The sequence below is a fragment of the Polynucleobacter sp. JS-JIR-5-A7 genome (assembly GCF_018687935.1).
In the GTDB taxonomy this organism is placed as follows: Bacteria; Pseudomonadota; Gammaproteobacteria; order Burkholderiales; family Burkholderiaceae; genus Polynucleobacter.
On the sequence record NZ_CP061308.1, the window covers coordinates 1,293,471 to 1,310,426 of the forward strand.

The following is a 16,956-nucleotide window of genomic DNA, read 5'->3' on the forward strand; positions in this document are numbered from 1 at the left end:
TCATGATGCGCTCCAGGGATCTTCAGTCGTTAACAGCAATATTTCACTGCACGATTTCAATCTACGCTCCTGAAAGGCAACGCTTTCACTGCACTGCACCGCATCTATGCGCAATGCACTACATTGGCGCTGGAATAGCTAAAAAAGTCTCTAAATCAGGGATTTAGAGAACCTTTGAGCGCTCAAAGACAGCGATTGACTCGACATGCGAGGTGTGTGGAAACATATTGACGATACCCGCCCCCTTGAGGGTGTAGCCGGCTTGATGACACAAGATGTCTGCATCTCTGGCTAAAGTTTTAGGGTTGCAAGAGACATACACAATGCGCTCTGGCAGCAAATCACTTTTCTGCAGTTGCAATTGGGTGAGCGCTTTACTCATTTCCATCGCACCTTCACGCGGCGGATCCATTAACCAGCGCTCTGCTTTGCCCCAGGATGAAATGGTTTCGGTGGTGACTTCAAACAAATCACTTTGCATAAATCGGACCTTGCTTGCTAAGCCATTATGTTCGGCATTAGCCTTAGCGCGAGTCGTTAATGTTTCTAGACCCTCAATCCCTAAAACCTGTTTTGCTTTACGCGCTAGCGGCAAGGTAAAGTTACCAATCCCGCAAAATAAGTCGAGCACACGATCGGTTTCTTTGACTTCCAACAAGCGAATCGCTCTACTCACTAAAGTGCGATTCATCATGTGATTAACCTGCGTAAAGTCGGTAGGTTTAAATGGCATCTCGATTTCAAATTCGGGTAGACGATAGCAAAGCTTGCCGGTCTCCGGGTAAAACGGCGCAACCGTCTCAATCCCTTTGGGTTGTAGCCAGATCCAAACCTGATGTTCATCTGCAAACGCTCGCAGAAGTTGCTCATCTGCTGTTGTTAAAGGCTGCAAGTTCCGAAAGACTAAAGCAGTAACGGGCTTGTTTTGCTTAGGGTCATCAGAATGGGGATCTGCTGGTTCGCCGACAGCAATTTCAATTTGCGGCATGCGATCAACAATCGATAAGCCCATGACCAATTTACGCAACTCAGGCAAGAGATCAGATACGTGCTGAGGCAAGATCTCACAAGCGAGCATGTCAGCAACATAGCTACTTTTTCCCTCATGAAATCCAATGAGTACAGTCCCTTTTTTAATTGAGCGATTGACTGCACTGAGTCGGGCACGATGGCGATATTCCCAAGTAGGACCACCCATCGGGCGAAAAATTTCTTCAGGCTGTACTTTAGCGATGTGGCGCAAATCATCTTCGAGCACACGTTGCTTTATGGCGACTTGCGCACGAATATCTAAGTGCTGCATTGTGCAGCCCCCACACACACCAAAGGCTGCGCACTTGGGTTCTGTTCGAAAGACTGCAGGCTTGAGAATGTCGCGTACCTTGGCTTTACTAAAGCGGGCTTTATCGCTAGTGATGGTGTAGGTGACGAGCTCAGTAGGGAGTGCGCCTTGAATGAAGATGACTTTACCGCTCTGCCCTTGTTCTATTTCTGCTTCATTGGGTGTTAAACGGGCTATCCCTTGGGCATCTAAATCAAGTGCTTCAACTCTTACTGGCTCAGTCACTTCAAGATTGACTGGCTTCTCTCCTCTACGCATCCGGCGCGAAACCTTGGAGATATTCTTGCCACTGACTACCGTTTGGCTCTCGAGCTTCTTTTTCTAGATAAGCTTTCACAAAATCAATCTCTTCTTGGTATTCCTCAAGAGAAAATCCGCCACGTAGTAATTGAAAGCGGCAATACATGAGATAGGTATTTACAACATCGGTCTCGCAATAGCGCCGAATGTCATTGATCTTGCCTTCTTGATAAGCAGGCCACACTTGACTGCCATCCATACCCATCTTTCCTGGAAAGCCGCAGAGCTTTGCCAAGCCATCTAATGGCGCATTGGCTCTGCCATTAAATTTAGCCAAAAGATCCATCATGTCAAGGTGACGCATGTGATAGCGACTGATGTAGTTGTTCCATTTAAAGTCACGACTATCAGCCTCTTGACTCTCACCCATTTCCCAATAGCGTGGCGCCTGAATGTGATTTGCAAGCGCGCGATAGTGCAAGACGGGTAAATCAAAACCACTACCATTCCAAGAGACCAGTTGCGGCGTGTACTTCTCAATTAAGTCAAAAAAGGCTTGTACTAACACCTTCTCATCATCTTGGGGCGTGCCTAAGGTGCCCACTTTAATTTGCGGTGTACCCTCTTTGGTCGTTCTCCGAATCACGCAAGAGATCGCAACAATTTTTTGTAAAAACAGGGGCAGAAACTCACTACCAGTTTTAGCGGCGCGCTCAGCCATGGCTTTAGCAGCAACCTCGGCATCACTCATCGAATCTGAATAATCTTCCAGACGACGCAAACCTGCTACATCAGGAATGGTTTCAATATCAAAGACAAGAACGGTGGCCATAGCCTATTGCCCTATCGCCGCAGGCTTACTGCAAGTACGGCGTTGGATTGACTGGCTTGCCGTTGACGCGTAATTCAAAATGGAGCTTAGGAGAATTGGTATCGGTATCCCCCATCTCGGCAATCTTCTGACCCTTGCGCACGCTATCGCCTTCTTTCACTAAGAGTTTGCTATTGTGTGCGTAAGCCGTGAGATAAGTGTTGTCATGCTTCACAATAACTAAGTTGCCATAACCACGCAAACTGTTACCGGCATAAACGACTTTGCCATCTGAGGCTGCCAATATAGGCTCGCCCACTTTGCCAGCAATGTCGATCCCTTTATTGGTTTCATTAAATTCGCTCGTCACTTTACCTTTGGCGGGTGAAGATAAACGAATGCCAGGCTCTGCCACCACTTCGGGTTTAGCGGGCTCTGCTGAAGCAGGGGCATCTACAGATTTTTTCTCAAGAGGTGCAGCGGGCTTAGCACTGGCTGGCGCTTTAACCAAAACCAGATCGCCCACTTCAATCACATTGGGATTAAAGCCTGGATTGGCAGCAGTATTCCACTGCGCTACATCTCGTGGAGCCTGACCGTGATCTAAAGCAATACGCGCTAAGGTGTCACCCTTTTTGACGCGATAGTAACCAGGAGGTGCTGGTTCATACGCAACAGACCCCCCAGAGCGATCAGTCACATTCGCAGGTTTAGTGCGAGGAGTAGAGCATCCTGCGATCAGCACTGCGGATGCCAACAGGATTGTGATCAGAAAGCTGCTAGATACATTAGTCATGGAATGAGAGATAGGATTAACGAGTCGCGATTTCATACTACCCCTGATTGTAAGGGGACAAAAAAGACCCCGTCCAGCACAGTTCTTTGATAGCGCTGGGAGCTCATTCTCTCCACCATCACCAGTTGTTGCTCTTTTTCATTTTTGGCAACCGGAGCCACCAAGCGTCCACCGATAGCTAATTGATCCAGCAAGGCATCAGGAATCCCTAAACCTGCCGCTGCCAAAATAATCCCGTCAAAGGGGGCAGCTTGTGGCAAACCTAAAATACCGTCGCCATAAATCAGGCGTAAATTATTAATCCGAAATGGGCGCAGTTTTGCCCTAGCCAGATCGTGCAGCGAACGAATGCGCTCAATGGAATAAACCTCATCGGCCAATAAGCTCAGCACCGCTGCTTGATAACCACAACCCGTACCAATTTCTAGGACTTTGCCCAGGGGGTGTTTGGGTTTATGCAGCAACTCAATCATGCGCGCCACAACCGATGGCTTAGAAATCGTTTGCTCGTGCCCAATGGGTAATGCCGTATCTTCATAAGCTTGCGCGTGCAAACCCGCGTCCATAAATGCATGACGTGGAACAGTGGCAATAGCCTCTAATGTTTTGCCATGTTTTACACCGGCAGCATGTACTTTTGCTGCTAGTGCTTGCCGATAGGCGGCAAATCGCTCGGTGGGTGCCTTCAAGCGCGATCCCAGCCATTCGCTCGCATCGCCGCTAAACGCGCGTGATGCGTTAAATCCAATTGCATAGGGGTAATCGAAATACAACCATCAGCAATCGCATGAAAATCGGTCCCTTCAGAACCTTCCTTTACTTCGCCTGCCGCACCAATCCAATAAATCTTCTCACCGCGCGGGCTGTCTTGCACGACAACTGGCTGAGAGTGGTGGCGATTGCCCAAACGGGTCACACGCCAGCGATTCAGATTTGCATAAGGACGATTCGGAATATTGACGTTAAGTAAAGTTGCAGTGCCATCGTTGTGTGAGAGCTTGGATGCCAACATCTGCACTACGACATCATGCGCTGCTTTAGCGGCATCTTCAATACGATTCCAGCCCCGATCAATTTGGGAGAAGGCAATGCCAGGCACACCAAACATCACTCCCTCAATTGCCGCAGCTACCGTACCGGAATACAGCACATCTTCACCCATGTTCTCGCCTTGATTAATCCCCGAGATCACTAGATCAGGTTTCTCATCCAAGAAACCAGTCATCGCCACGTGGACACAATCAGTCGGGGTGCCGTTAATAAAGAAGAAACCGTCACGTTCACCGCCAGCCACACGATGAATCGAGAGCGGTCTTGAAAGTGTGAGTGAATTCGAAGCACCGCTATGGTTTTGCTCTGGAGCAATCACGGTAATACGACCTAAAGGGCGCACCGCATTGACTAAAGCCAATAAACCAGGAGCCAAATAGCCATCGTCATTCGATACCAGAATATGAGGTTGACGATCACTCATAAATAATGGCTTCCCCGTTTATTCAATTTTCTCAATCACTTTTAAACGCTACTTGCTTGATTTAAAGCACGACCCCTAAACCAGCCATAAATCACTGGCAAGACTAAGAGTGTCAAGACGGTTGTCGTGACCATGCCACCGACAATCACCAAGGCTAATGGGCGTTGTGCTTCTGAACCAATCGAGTGAGACAAAGCGGCTGGCAAGAGGCCTAAACCGGACAACGCTGCAGTCATCAATACAGGGCGCACACGTAGTGACGCCCCTTCAACCATGACATCTTTCATTTCACCGTGTTCGGTAGCAGCCGTTTTATTAATAAAGGAGATCAAAATCACGCCGTCTTGAATCGCAATACCAAAGAGCGATAAGAAACCGAAAAATGCCGAGATACTCAAAGTCTCCCCTGCTAGGTGCAACGCAATCACACCCCCAATGGCGGCAAATGGCACATTAATCATGACGATGAAGGCATCACGGAAATTACCGAAAGCGCTCACTAAAAGTAAGAAGATGCCCATCAGCGCCAAGGGCACAATCACCATCAACTTCTTTTGCGCTTGCTTCATCTGATTGAACTGACCATCCCAACTAATCGAATAGTTCGGTGGCAAGGTAATATTTTTCTCAACCAAGAATTGCGCATCTTCTACCGCACTACCTAAGTCACGATTACGAACGCTGAACTTAATCGCGATATAGCGCTTACCCGCCTCACGGTAAATAAAGAATGGACCGTCCGTCAGCTGAATTGAAGCAACCAATGCGAGTGGAATTTTTGTTCCATCAGGAGAATCTACCAATAGCTGCCGAATATCGGCAACATCATTACGACTGCCTTCATTTAAGCGTATCGCAATACCAAAGGTTTTTTCATCTTCCAGCAAATTAGTGACGGCAGCGCCACCAACGGCATTTGCCACCACCGTCTGAATGTCATTCATATTGATACCGTAGCGTGCTGCACGCTCACGATCAATTTGAATATTCAACGTTGGCTGACCTAACTCTTTGAGAATGCCTTCGTCTGCAACACCCCGGACTTTTTTGAGCTGATCAATCACTTCGTGAGCCTTTTGATCAAGCACTTCGAGATCGGTACCGTAAATCTTGACGGAGTTCTCCCCCTTAACGCCTGATAGCGCCTCGTTCACGTTGTCTTGAATGTACTGCGAGAAGCTGTAGGTAACGCCTGGAATCTTATCAAGCTCAGCTTCTAAATGGGCAATCAAATCTTTCTTACTAGATCCAGCGGGCATCTTGTCTGGACTCTTCAGATAAAGACCGTACTCTTGGTTAAACACACCTGTAGAGTCAGTGCCATCATCGGGGCGACCAATCTGTGCAGCAACCTTATCAATCTCTGGTTGCGCCATAAAGGTTTCGCGTAATTGATTGGCGACCTTGACGGAGTAGTCTAAATCTACCGTGTTGGGCAAAGTCACACGCAACCAAATATTATTCTCTTCTAGAGTTGGCAAGAATGCCGTACCCAAACGGGTCATACTCAAGAGCGTTAAACCGAGCACAAAGACTGCAACTGAGAAAACGGTTAATGGACGATCCATCCATTTTCTGAGCAAAGGTTTGTAGCCTTCCAAAATCTTGGTGATAAATGATGGTGGTTTGTGATGCAAGTTTTCACCAAACACCAAGGAAATCATCGCTGGTAAGAACGTGAGACTCAAGACCATTGCGGCGATCAAGGCAAAGCCCATGGTAAATGCCATCGGCTTGAAGATGATGCCTTCAACACCACCCATAAAGAATAATGGTGAGTAAGCCACAATGATGATGCCCGTGGAGTAAATCATGGCACGCTGCACTTCGCTAGTGGCCATAATGATGCTTTGGTTAAGGCGCTTACCACCCTCCTCTAAGTGACGCATGACGTTCTCCGTCAGAATCACTGCCGAGTCAACGATCACACCAAAGTCAATTGCCCCTAAAGAAATCAAGTTTGCCGGTACGCTCCACAAGTGCATCTGAATAAAGGAGACGCACAATGCCAAAGGAATCACGGCAGCCACCACCGCAGCAGCGCGAATGTTGCCTAAGAAAAAGAACAACACCGCTAACACTAACGAGATACCAAAGAACAAAGTGTGTTTTACGGTACCGATAGTGATGTCGAGCAGGACTTGGCGGTCATAAAAAGGCTTTACCTCAATACCTGGCGGCAAGACGTGACGATTGATGTTGTCAACCGTATTACGCACGCGTGCTAAAACTTCAGTGGCATTTTCACCGCGACGTAAATAAATAATGCCTTCGACTGAATCTGGGTTGTCATTAAATTGGAACATCCCCAAACGCGGTGCATTACCAATCTCTACTCTGGCTACGTCTCCAATCCGGATCGGTACACCATTGTTCGTGGTGATGATGACTTGTTTGATATCAGCAATATCTTTAAGTAGACCAACACCGCGGACCACAAACTGTTGCTCACCCGCAGGCAATAAGCCACCACCCGTATTGCTATTGGCATTGGTCAAAGCCAAAATCAACTGATTAATAGAGATGCCCTTAGCTTGCAAGCTTTCGGGACTCACAATTACTTGATATTGACGAACCTTGCCGCCAAAGGAAGACACGTCTGCAACACCTGGAGTCTGTTTCAGTTCTTTGTAGATCTCATAGTTTTGCAAAGTCTTGAGCAAGGTAGAGCTAGCATATTCAGAACGTACTTCATAACGCATGATCTCGCCCGTTGCGTCAGAGTCTGGGCTAACACTGGAAGTCACGCCCGGTGGAAAGCTGACGTTGGATAAATTGGAGATAAATACTTGACGCGCTTTAAATGGATCTGCAGTGTCATTGAACTTGAGCGTCACAACGGACAAGCCAAAGAGTGATACGGAACGAAATGCTTGCAGCCCAGGAATACCTGCCAAAGCATTCTCTACTGGAATCGTAACTTGCTGCTCTACTTCAGTTGTACTTCTTCCCGGCCATTGAGAAATCGCCTGAATCGTTAAGGGCGCAACGCCTGGGTATGGCTGAATCGGCAATTTGCTCAGACTGACCATGCCAAGCCCTAATAGCACGATCGAAGCAAAAATGACTAATACGCGCTTCTCAATAACCCCTCGAATGAAGGAGGTGAAAACGCTCACTTAGTCCTCCTGCTTTGCAAAACGATCATTCAATAACACAGCGCCTTCTGCCAGCAATTGCCAGCCTTGCTCCACCCCTTCGGTGATGGCAAAGCTCTTACTATTTAAGTCATAACCTTTCACTGGAACGCGTCGGAAGGTTTCAGGACCTACTTTAATAATGGCGTAGCGGTTCTCACGGACTCGCACAATCGCTGACTGCGGCACCACGACAGCATCAGCCATGCCAGTGGTCAGCAAGCCGGTTGCATACATATCGGGGCGCAACAGATCATCTGTGTTTTCTACATCAGCACGAATCAATAAAGCGCGGGTCTGTGGATCAATGCCTGGCGCAATGTAATTGGCATAAGCAACAAACTCTTTATCGGGATAGGCCTCAAGCCGCAGGATCATTTTTTGACCCTGCTTGATCAGACGAAAATCTTGCTCAAATACATTACCCAAAAACCAGAGGTGTTTTGGATCAGCCAAGGTCGTAATCACATCACCTGAACTCACAGCAGAACCAGGCTCTACATTGCGCTTCACAACAACCCCTTTTAAGGGTGAGCGCATGATCAAATTACTTGTAGTCTTGCCGCTGGTTTCAATATTCTTAATATCGCTATCACCTGCCCCGAGATTTCTCATGCGATTGGCAGCAGCCTGTTGGGTAATCCGCGCATCACCAAGCAAATCACTCATGGTTTTGCTGCCTTCTAATACTTTGGCAGTTTGAGAAGATAGTAAATATTCTTGTTGGGCCGAGAGGAAATCTGGGCTATAGAGCTCGACAATCGGCGAGCCCATGTCAACCAAAGCGCCATCAAAGGCGTAGATGCGCTCTACCCTACCAGGAGCACGAGCGGAGAGTACTTTAGACTTTTCGGCATTAAAGGCTAAACGTCCGGGCACCTTGATGTTCACAGGTACTTGCACTTTCTCTGCCGTCTGAAATAGATAAATCTCAGGATTGAGTTTGACGCCTGGCAATTTCAATTCCAGGGCGCCGGTCTTCTCTACTTTGAGCGCCTTATCAGAGGTTTCTATTTTGACAGTGCGATTGACGTAAGTAACACGCCCCACCACAATGCCGACTGAAAGAATCGCAAAAGCATAAGCCGCTAAACGCACACGGTGGCGATTTTCTGCAGACAAATTCCAATACATGCCAGCCAAGCCGGCAGCCGCCGCTTTTGCATGGTGTGCACCCTGCTCGGCAGCTTGATGCAATATCGGTTTTGCCTTCTCGGACAACCGTTTCAGAAACGACAGAATTTTGTCTATCAAAACTACTCCTTAAAAAGGCTCTTTGCCCGCTGAAACCATCAATACTGCTTGCGCTTGCAATAAATTACTCTCTGCCTGCGCTAACGCAATCTCTAAGTTACGCAATTGGGTCTGCGCAGTCAACAAATCATTAAATCCTTGACCATTATTGGAATATTGGGTCAGGCCGACCTTATAGGCAGCATCCGCTTGGGGAACCTGACGCTCCTTTAAGAACTGGGTCTGGTTCTTGGCTTGCTCATAAGCGGCATAAGCTGTATTGACCGCCAAGACAATTTGCTGACGATTGGAGATATTGCCCGCTTCTGCTGCCGCTTGGTTGCGTTGCGCCTGCTCTACGCCGTACTTCTCTTTGGTAAAGAAATACAGCGGAATAATCAAATCTAATTCAAGCTGGTAAAACAGCGCGCCATTGTTTGCAGTAAATGGGCCACGGGGTGTGTATGAAGAACCAATCACCTGAAAGTCTGGTAAGTAGGCTTTCTTAGCCAGATCTACACCCTTACGCGCAGCGTCGAGCTGTAAGGCTGAACTCTTTAATGCAGGGTGGCTGCTTTCTGCATAGTCTTCCAATTCAATGAGGGTTGGCACACCAGTGAGTGCACGGCGTACATCACCACGCAGAACTAACCTCTCGCGAGAGTGACGACCGACCAAGGTATTGATATTGTTCAGCGCCACTTGCAATTGACGCTCGACATTGAACTGATCTGCTTGCGCTGCACTTTGCGCTACTTGTGCATTGAGATACTCAACATAGGCAGCTGCGTTATTGGCATAACGTGCTTTGGCAACGTTCTTAATCATCTCCAAACGAACGACTGACTCTTTTAATACCTGCAATTGCTTTTGCGATGCCAAAGCGTTGTAGTACAGAGTCGATAGCTGAGCGCCTAACTGTAAGTAAGTTGATTCAGAGCTAGCTAAGAGCGCTTCTGCATTAGTATCGGCAATATCGGCAGCCAAACTTTTTTTGCCTGGGAACTGAAAGGGTTGCGCTACCGAAATCGAGTTATTACTACTAATGCCACCTGGGTACTGCTGCGATGGTGCGTTAGCGCCCCCCAAAGCAAATGGAGAGTTGACTGGCATACCAGACCAGACTAAACCAACCTGTGGATTGGCTGGTGCTGCAATCTGTGGCACGGTTGCCTTGGCAGACAAATATGATTCACGCAAAGAAGATAATTGCGGATTATTTATCTTGAGTTCATTCCAAAGCTGACGCAGATCCATTTCAGCAGGACCACTTGCAATCGGCTTGGTATAAATTTTGGGTGTATTGGCTTTCGTTACCGGAGCAAATAATTCAGCAGCTTTAGAACCCGGCGCACTATTTTTATCTTGCGCACTGAGTTGCGCACTAATGGCAGCAACATTTGGGGGTGTTGTTAATGCCGCATCACCAGACTGAATCGTCACGCTTGCAGGCGTGTTATCAGTTGTAGTGGCAGACGCTTGCGCAAAAGCAGTTGTTGAAAAAGAAGCAAGGCTAATAGCAAAAGCAATCATTGCAGATGGTGCAATGCTTTTGAGTAGATTAACTACGTTCGTTTTACGTGTGCCGTGGATGAACAAATGCGGCCGCCTCTAAATCAATAAAAATGCTGTTTTTCTAGCCCCTAATGCAGATTTAGATCTTGTCTAAGCCCATTTCAGGGGATTTTAACGATTATATGGGACAAAAGCGAAATGTCGAATAATCGGCGATCTCTAAACTATTGATTCTAAAGATAATAATCAATCTCTAGCTTGTGCAAACCCTTAAAACTCAGCATGAATCCTGAATGAGACGATATTTACAGGGCCGCGGGCAGAGTTATAGGCAGGATTTTGAATATGCTGAAAGTTCACGCCGCCAAGAACATTTTTCACAAGCAGGGCGTTGTAGTACACCTCGCCGATACGCTCTGGGCGATAAGAAATAGTCTGCGATGCGCTCGCATAGTCACCAATAAAGTAAGACACGCCGCCTGCTTGTAGATAGCCTCTTCTGTAACTCGATAGGCCGTTTTGCATCATCGAGATTCCGATGCTATCGCTTGGACGACTCCAAGAAGTGCCATTCATACCCATACCCACTGAGACGGAGTTATCGGCTTCAGTGAACGACATCGTTTCTGTATGACCATCGGATGTGAATGCGCGGCCATAGATACCCAAGTCATGAGTCAGCGCTTGCTCCCCATGAATACCAACACCCGTTTTGTATTGGTAGTTATTGCGTACGTTGTTAATCGCTTGCGTGCCTTGCGCATTATTGGCAATCACATAATTGGTTGCATCCTGAAAGCGCGCCAAAATCATTCTGTTGCGATAAGCTAAGACGCTCACCTTACCTGGCAGATCAGCAATATGGTGCTGACGCTCTACTTCCACCTGGTCACCGTAGGTGTTAAAGATTTGCCAGTTCAGATCACGACCATTGGGGTTTTTTGGTGCCAACATGCGTGAGGCGCGCAAAACCCAGTTACTCAGATACCACTCACCCGCTAAACCAGTGCTGTAGCCACGGGCATCAGCAGCATAGTCATACGCCAGATAAGTCATATTGCCCCAGTTCATGAACTGGATGCGAGGATCTTTTGCGTAACGACTATCGTCAAAAATATCTAAAGTAGAAAATTGACCGGCAGTAATCACTACGCGATTACTGCTGACGGTTTGCGTAATTTGATTCGCATCATCCTCAAGCACCACCTTATCGCCCTCTTGGTTGATGGTATGACGCAAGAATGCGCGTGCAGAATAAAACTTGGCTTGAGCGCCACCCGCTTTGGTAGCCTCACCGTTTGTAAAGCCGCCAAGACCCGTTAGGCCAGAGAATGGCACACCAGAAACCACTTCTGGGTTGAAATAAAAATCGGTGTCAGGTGCCAAGCGCGCACCAACGAATAAAGTACCAGACCAGGTATAGCTCATTGACTTTAGAGCACTCATACTATTAAGACCTGAATAGCTGGAGGTGAAATTGTTATAACGCTGATTGATATAAGTGCTTTGACCGTGAATATTGACGGGCAGACCAAAAATCTCACCTTCAGTTGGTAACCAAGAAAGGTCGTTAGCAAAACTGGCAATTTGGTCAGCGCCTGACCCTGCCCTCTGCGCAAACGCAGAAGCTCCAAGAAAAGTGCACAAAATGCTCAACAGGAGAAGGAAATAAAACTTGCGGATCATTCGCGATGTCTTTGGGTGCCAGTGCATCAAAACACTGGCTACATACCGGTAGAGAAAACTAGACCTTCACACCGAAGATTAAAACCCCAGTGTGGCGTAGCCCAAATTATCCCCAAAAATGAGGAATTTACCTAGTTTTTATGTCTCAGGCATGACAAAAGTGTCATGCCTGGCGGGGGATGCGCTTTAGTCTTTGAGACCCAATAGTTTTGCTGGGTTCTTTTTCATCATCTTATCGATGTCTGCTTGTGACACACCTGCAGCTTTAACTGCTGCAATTTCATTCTCAACACCATCTGGTGGAGTCATCATGCCTTGCTGACCTAAGTCAGTTGAAAGTACTAAATGGTCTGCACCAATTTCTTTGACCGCTTTAGCAACCACGGTGGCATCAACCTTTTCCCAATGCGTCATCCATTTGTACTGCGCTGTAGGACCGGTCATAAATTGCAGGTAGCAAATTTCAATATAGGCGCCCATGGAAGTAACTTGCTTAGCTTGCTCCCAAGACAGGCCTGGGATATTGGTTAGGCCATGGGTAATTAAAATATTTTTCACGCCCAATTCTTTTGCGCGCTTGACTACTGCCACTACTTCTTCAGCAGAGATGTGACCTGTCGCCAGAATCAAATCCTCACGAGCAATGATTTTTAATACTTCTTCAAGCTCTGGTGTGACTTGGCCATTGGGCGCAACCACGATGCCAGATTGGTTCTTATCAACTAAGGTCTTGACATGCTTATCAGAGTCAAAGGTAGGTAGCCATACCACTTTGCCGCGACCACCAGACATCCGGTGCATCCACTCAACGGCAGAAGGATTCACACCACCAACGGATTTATTTAGAACAATACCGCCCCACACTTCAATGCCGGGGACTTGTTGCATCACCAAAGCAGCGCGATCATTGGTAGTGACCACATGGTTTTTAATCACAATACCGCGCATGCCTTTGCGACGAGCAATGGTGGCTAACTCGTAATCAGTTAAGGATCTGCCAAATACATCTGGATCAGGATGCACGTGCATATCAATCACACCTGCTGCAGGACTCACTTTTGGTGGCGGTGGCGGAAAGCCTACTTGTGCCTGAGTCATATTCGAGGTCAATATCAAACCAGCACTTATTAAGCTGGCTACTAAGACCTTGGTGGACTGAAATTTACGCATGAGTCATCTCCCTGATTAAACTACTTTTTTGTAATCAGTTGACTCTAATGCATCTATGCCAAAGGGTATTTAAGTAGTTCCCCTAGGCGATGGGCTCAGAGAGTGATAGAGGGGCGATACAGCTGCGAACTTATTCGTACCGGAACAACGCTTGCTTTAATGCTTATCGCTTCAAATCACGATAGAAGTTTTCGTGAACCCCATACCCCATCAGCACAAGCTTAGATCCATCAAGACTGACGGAATAAGCTAACAACATCTGCTGCGTTAGATGTCTAAATTTAAATACCTGGATACCTGTTAAATCGCCTTTTTTCATCTCACCCTGAGATGGGTCAGCAACTATGCTCTTGACGGTATCATCAAGAGTCTTTTTCTCAGCAGGTGATATCTTCTTAATAGCCCTATCAAATCTAGGTGTCGTAAATACAATCATCCGAATTTGTAGGGATTTAGATTGCCAACCTTCACCTCTTCGATGCTGACTAACATATCCTGCAACATATGAACTGGTAAGTCAGGATTCTCCTCTGCGACTTTACCTAAACGAGCCCAATACTCAATCTGCTTAGGAACGGAGCGATGCATTGCCTGTGCATAAGGCTTTGCATCCTCTACTAAAAGATCAGATAACTTGATAGCTATAGCCATAATTACCCCTCAATAAATATAGATGTAATTTAACACAAAAGGTTGCAATTTGCAACCTTTTAGCATTTGAGGAATTTAGGAAATAAAAGACTAACGACGATCCATGAGAGCCCTGGCCAAGGTACCTGCATCCACATACTCGAGCTCCCCACCCACCGGAATACCGCGTGCAATACGCGTGACTTTAATACCTTTAGCTTTGAGTACTTCACCAATGTAATGGGCTGTTGCTTCGCCCTCACTCGTAAAGTTCGTTGCTAGCACCACTTCTCGAATCGGCACACAAGTATCTGGGTTCTCTATACGAGTGAGTAAGCGATCAAAATGAATTTCATTGGGGCCCATACCATCGAGTGGTGAAATGCGGCCCATCAGGACAAAGTAGTTGCCCTTAAAACTCAAGGTCTGCTCTACCATCACTTGGTCAGCAGGCGTTTCTACAATACACAGCAGTGATGGGTCACGACGACCATCAGAGCAAGTGCTACAGATTTGTGTTTCGGAAAAAGTATTACAACGGGCACAGTGACCAACGGTCTCGACTGCTTCGCCTAATGATTGAGCAAGCACTGCTGCGCCATTGCGATCATGCTGTAATAAATAAAAGGCCATGCGCTGAGCAGACTTAGGGCCTACTCCAGGCAATACCCGCAATGCCTCAATCAAGCGACCGAGTGCATCTTGAGGTGCTTCTATGCGCGCCATCTATTTAGGTAGTGAAGAAAGAAACTAACAAGGTCAATTAGAACGGCAACTTAAAGCCCGGAGGCATTGGCATGCCAGCAGTAGCGCCTGACATCAATTGCCCGCTAGCCGCTTCTACTTGCTTAAATGCATCTGTATAAGCAGTAACGATTAAGTCTTCTAACATCTCACGGTCATCCATTGCGCCTGGATCAATCTGCACCCGTTTGATCTCGTACTTACCAGAGACGGTCACCTTGACTAAGCCACCAGCCGCTTGACCAGTGACTTCTAGCGCAGCCAATTGCTCTTGCGCCACTTTCATCTTCTCTTGCATCTGCTGAGCCTGTTTCATGAGACCAGCAAGTCCACCTTTCATCATCGCTTTATTCCTCAGTACTTATGTTGATTGCTTATGTTGATACTTATTTTGCTTACTTATGTTGCTTACTATGATTGATACTTATGAATGAATTTAAAGAGGCCAGATTACAGTGGCTTGACTGAGCCACCAACGACTTTAGCGCCAAACTCTTTTTCTAATTGTTGAATAAAAGGATCGGCAGCAATCAATTGCTCAGCGTTCATTCTTTTCTCTTGATGAATCTGTGCATCTACTTTGGCAACGGTCTTACCTTCTACTTCACCTTTTTCAATCACGATCTTGACTGTCTTACCAAAGTGCGCAGTCAGTGCATCAGCTAGGCGGGCGATAGAAGCCTCGGAAGCTAACTGCGGCATTGGAGTCAGAATGCTTGCTTTCACAGCCACAGGTGAATCTGCCCAATCTTGTAACTCTGTCTGAAATGCCAATTGCTGCACTAAACCTTTGACTGGTAACTGACGCATCAAGCTATGCCAATCGGGACGCTCGGCAGGGTTGCCAACTGCGCTAGCGGCAACAGCGACCGGGGCAGCTGCAGCAACAGGAGCAGAAGCAGGAGCAGAGGCAGAGGCAACCGACTTAGCACTTGCAGATGCTGGCGCTACTTTAGCGGCAGGCGCAGAAGCTACAGAGGATGAACGGGCAGTATTAACTGGTGGGGCCGATGGTGCTGAAGGTGTGGGCGCAGAACCTCCTCCACCACTATTACTACTTCCAGGACGAAACGCCAACATGCGCAAAAGTGTCATAGCAAAACCAGTTTGCTCATCGGGTGCGAGCGATAGGTCAGGACGGCTTGTAATCGTAATTTGATAGAAGAGTTGTGCTTCCTCTTTGGTGAGTTGTCCTGCTAAGCGACGAATCTCACCTGCTTCTGGCCAATCCTCTAAGACAGACTCTGGCACGACTTGGGCTGCTGCAATTTTTTGCAACAAGCTAGATAAGTCTTGCAATGCTAATGAGAATGACATGCTGCGCTCACCCATTTCATTAGCAACTGCCAAAAGGCTTGCGCCATCTTTGGCAATGATGCAATCTAAAATCCGAATGAGATACGCGTCATCTAATGTGCCGAGCATGCCGCGCACCGATTCTTCGGTGACCTTACCAGCAGCATAAGCAATTGCTTGATCTGTGAGTGATAAAGCATCGCGCATCGAACCTTGCGCTGCTTTTGCTAAAACACGTAGCGCATTAACTTCATAGGTCACTTTTTCTGCAGCGAGTACTCTCTCTAAGTGCTCAACGATGAGTGGTACTGGCATTTGCTTGAGATTGAACTGCAAGCAACGCGACAAAATGGTCACAGGGATCTTTTGTGGATCCGTAGTGGCTAGAATAAATTTAACGTGCTCTGGCGGCTCTTCTAATGTTTTGAGCATGGCATTAAAGGCATGATTGGTGAGCATATGCACCTCGTCAATCATGTAAACCTTATAGCGACCATTACTCGGTGCGTAGGCTGCTTTCTCCAGAAGTGCAGCAATATCATCTACACCGCGATTACTCGCTGCATCCATCTCGATGTAGTCAACAAAGCGACCTTCATTAATCTCTAAGCACGATGGACATTTGCCGCAAGGCTCTGAAGTCATCTTGCCCGATCCATCCGATCCTGTGCAATTGAGCGCTTTAGCCATAATGCGCGCAATCGTGGTCTTACCGACTCCACGAGTGCCCGTAAAGAGCCACGCATGATGCAAGCGACCCTGATCTAAAGCATGGGTTAAGGCTTTCACCACATGGTCTTGCCCCACCAATTCGGAGAATGTTTTAGGGCGCCACGAACGGGCTAATGCCAGTGCTGTCATGTCCTACATTCTAACAAGCTA

Annotated in this window: 14 protein-coding genes and 1 pseudogene; all 15 read right to left on the reverse strand. The window is 47.3% G+C overall.

Translation table 11 applies throughout. The features are described 5' to 3' along the window. Positions 1–163: 163 nt before the first annotated feature. Complete coding sequence (gene rlmD / locus AOC29_RS06660; protein WP_215294947.1) at positions 164–1,600, reverse strand: 23S rRNA (uracil(1939)-C(5))-methyltransferase RlmD; 1,437 nt, start codon at positions 1,598–1,600, stop codon at positions 164–166. Further along, positions 1,593–2,414 (reverse strand): 3'-5' exonuclease, encoded by an 822-nt coding sequence (locus tag AOC29_RS06665; RefSeq protein ID WP_215294949.1) that lies wholly within the window; start codon positions 2,412–2,414, stop codon positions 1,593–1,595. Before AOC29_RS06665 ends, rlmD begins: the two co-directional genes overlap by 8 nt. 25 nt (positions 2,415–2,439) lie before the next feature. Then, positions 2,440–3,225 (reverse strand): peptidoglycan DD-metalloendopeptidase family protein, encoded by a 786-nt coding sequence (locus AOC29_RS06670; protein ID WP_215294951.1) that lies wholly within the window; start codon positions 3,223–3,225, stop codon positions 2,440–2,442. Then, positions 3,222–3,845: pseudogene (locus AOC29_RS06675) on the reverse strand (protein-L-isoaspartate(D-aspartate) O-methyltransferase); the annotation flags it as partial. The pseudogene AOC29_RS06675 and the gene AOC29_RS06670, both read right to left, overlap by 4 nt. Before the next feature lie 29 nt (positions 3,846–3,874). Further along, positions 3,875–4,663, reverse strand: a complete 789-nt coding sequence (surE, locus tag AOC29_RS06680) for a 5'/3'-nucleotidase SurE (RefSeq protein WP_215294957.1) — start codon at positions 4,661–4,663, stop codon at positions 3,875–3,877. Positions 4,664–4,704: 41 nt separating this feature from the next. Then, the gene (locus AOC29_RS06685; RefSeq protein ID WP_215294958.1) at positions 4,705–7,782 is read right to left on the reverse strand and encodes an efflux RND transporter permease subunit; all 3,078 of its coding nucleotides are present in this window, start codon (positions 7,780–7,782) and stop codon (positions 4,705–4,707) included. Then, on the reverse strand, positions 7,783–9,054 hold the full coding sequence (locus tag AOC29_RS06690) for an efflux RND transporter periplasmic adaptor subunit (protein WP_215294960.1): 1,272 nt from the start codon (positions 9,052–9,054) through the stop codon (positions 7,783–7,785). A gap of 9 nt (positions 9,055–9,063) precedes the next feature. Next, positions 9,064–10,632 (reverse strand): TolC family protein, encoded by a 1,569-nt coding sequence (locus AOC29_RS06695; RefSeq protein WP_251369944.1) that lies wholly within the window; start codon positions 10,630–10,632, stop codon positions 9,064–9,066. Positions 10,633–10,818: 186 nt separating this feature from the next. Then, positions 10,819–12,234 carry a carbohydrate porin gene (locus tag AOC29_RS06700; RefSeq protein WP_215294962.1) on the reverse strand — a complete coding sequence of 472 codons (1,416 nt, stop codon included), beginning with the start codon at positions 12,232–12,234 and terminating at the stop codon, positions 10,819–10,821. 186 nt (positions 12,235–12,420) lie between these two features. After that, positions 12,421–13,404 carry a DUF6282 family protein gene (locus AOC29_RS06705; RefSeq protein WP_215294964.1) on the reverse strand — a complete coding sequence of 328 codons (984 nt, stop codon included), beginning with the start codon at positions 13,402–13,404 and terminating at the stop codon, positions 12,421–12,423. Between the two features lie 163 nt (positions 13,405–13,567). Beyond that, positions 13,568–13,840, reverse strand: a complete 273-nt coding sequence (locus AOC29_RS06710; RefSeq protein WP_215294966.1) for a type II toxin-antitoxin system RelE/ParE family toxin — start codon at positions 13,838–13,840, stop codon at positions 13,568–13,570. After that, positions 13,837–14,055, reverse strand: a complete 219-nt coding sequence (locus AOC29_RS06715) for a ParD-like family protein (protein WP_215294968.1) — start codon at positions 14,053–14,055, stop codon at positions 13,837–13,839. The genes AOC29_RS06710 and AOC29_RS06715 overlap by 4 nt, the downstream gene beginning before the upstream one ends. Before the next feature lie 90 nt (positions 14,056–14,145). After that, on the reverse strand, positions 14,146–14,760 hold the full coding sequence (gene recR / locus AOC29_RS06720; protein ID WP_215294970.1) for a recombination mediator RecR: 615 nt from the start codon (positions 14,758–14,760) through the stop codon (positions 14,146–14,148). A gap of 37 nt (positions 14,761–14,797) precedes the next feature. After that, the gene (locus tag AOC29_RS06725) at positions 14,798–15,121 is read right to left on the reverse strand and encodes a YbaB/EbfC family nucleoid-associated protein (protein WP_215294972.1); all 324 of its coding nucleotides are present in this window, start codon (positions 15,119–15,121) and stop codon (positions 14,798–14,800) included. Positions 15,122–15,228: 107 nt separating this feature from the next. Further along, positions 15,229–16,935, reverse strand: coding sequence for a DNA polymerase III subunit gamma/tau (dnaX, locus tag AOC29_RS06730; RefSeq protein ID WP_215294974.1), 1,707 nt, complete (start codon positions 16,933–16,935; stop codon positions 15,229–15,231). Positions 16,936–16,956 lie beyond the last annotated feature (21 nt).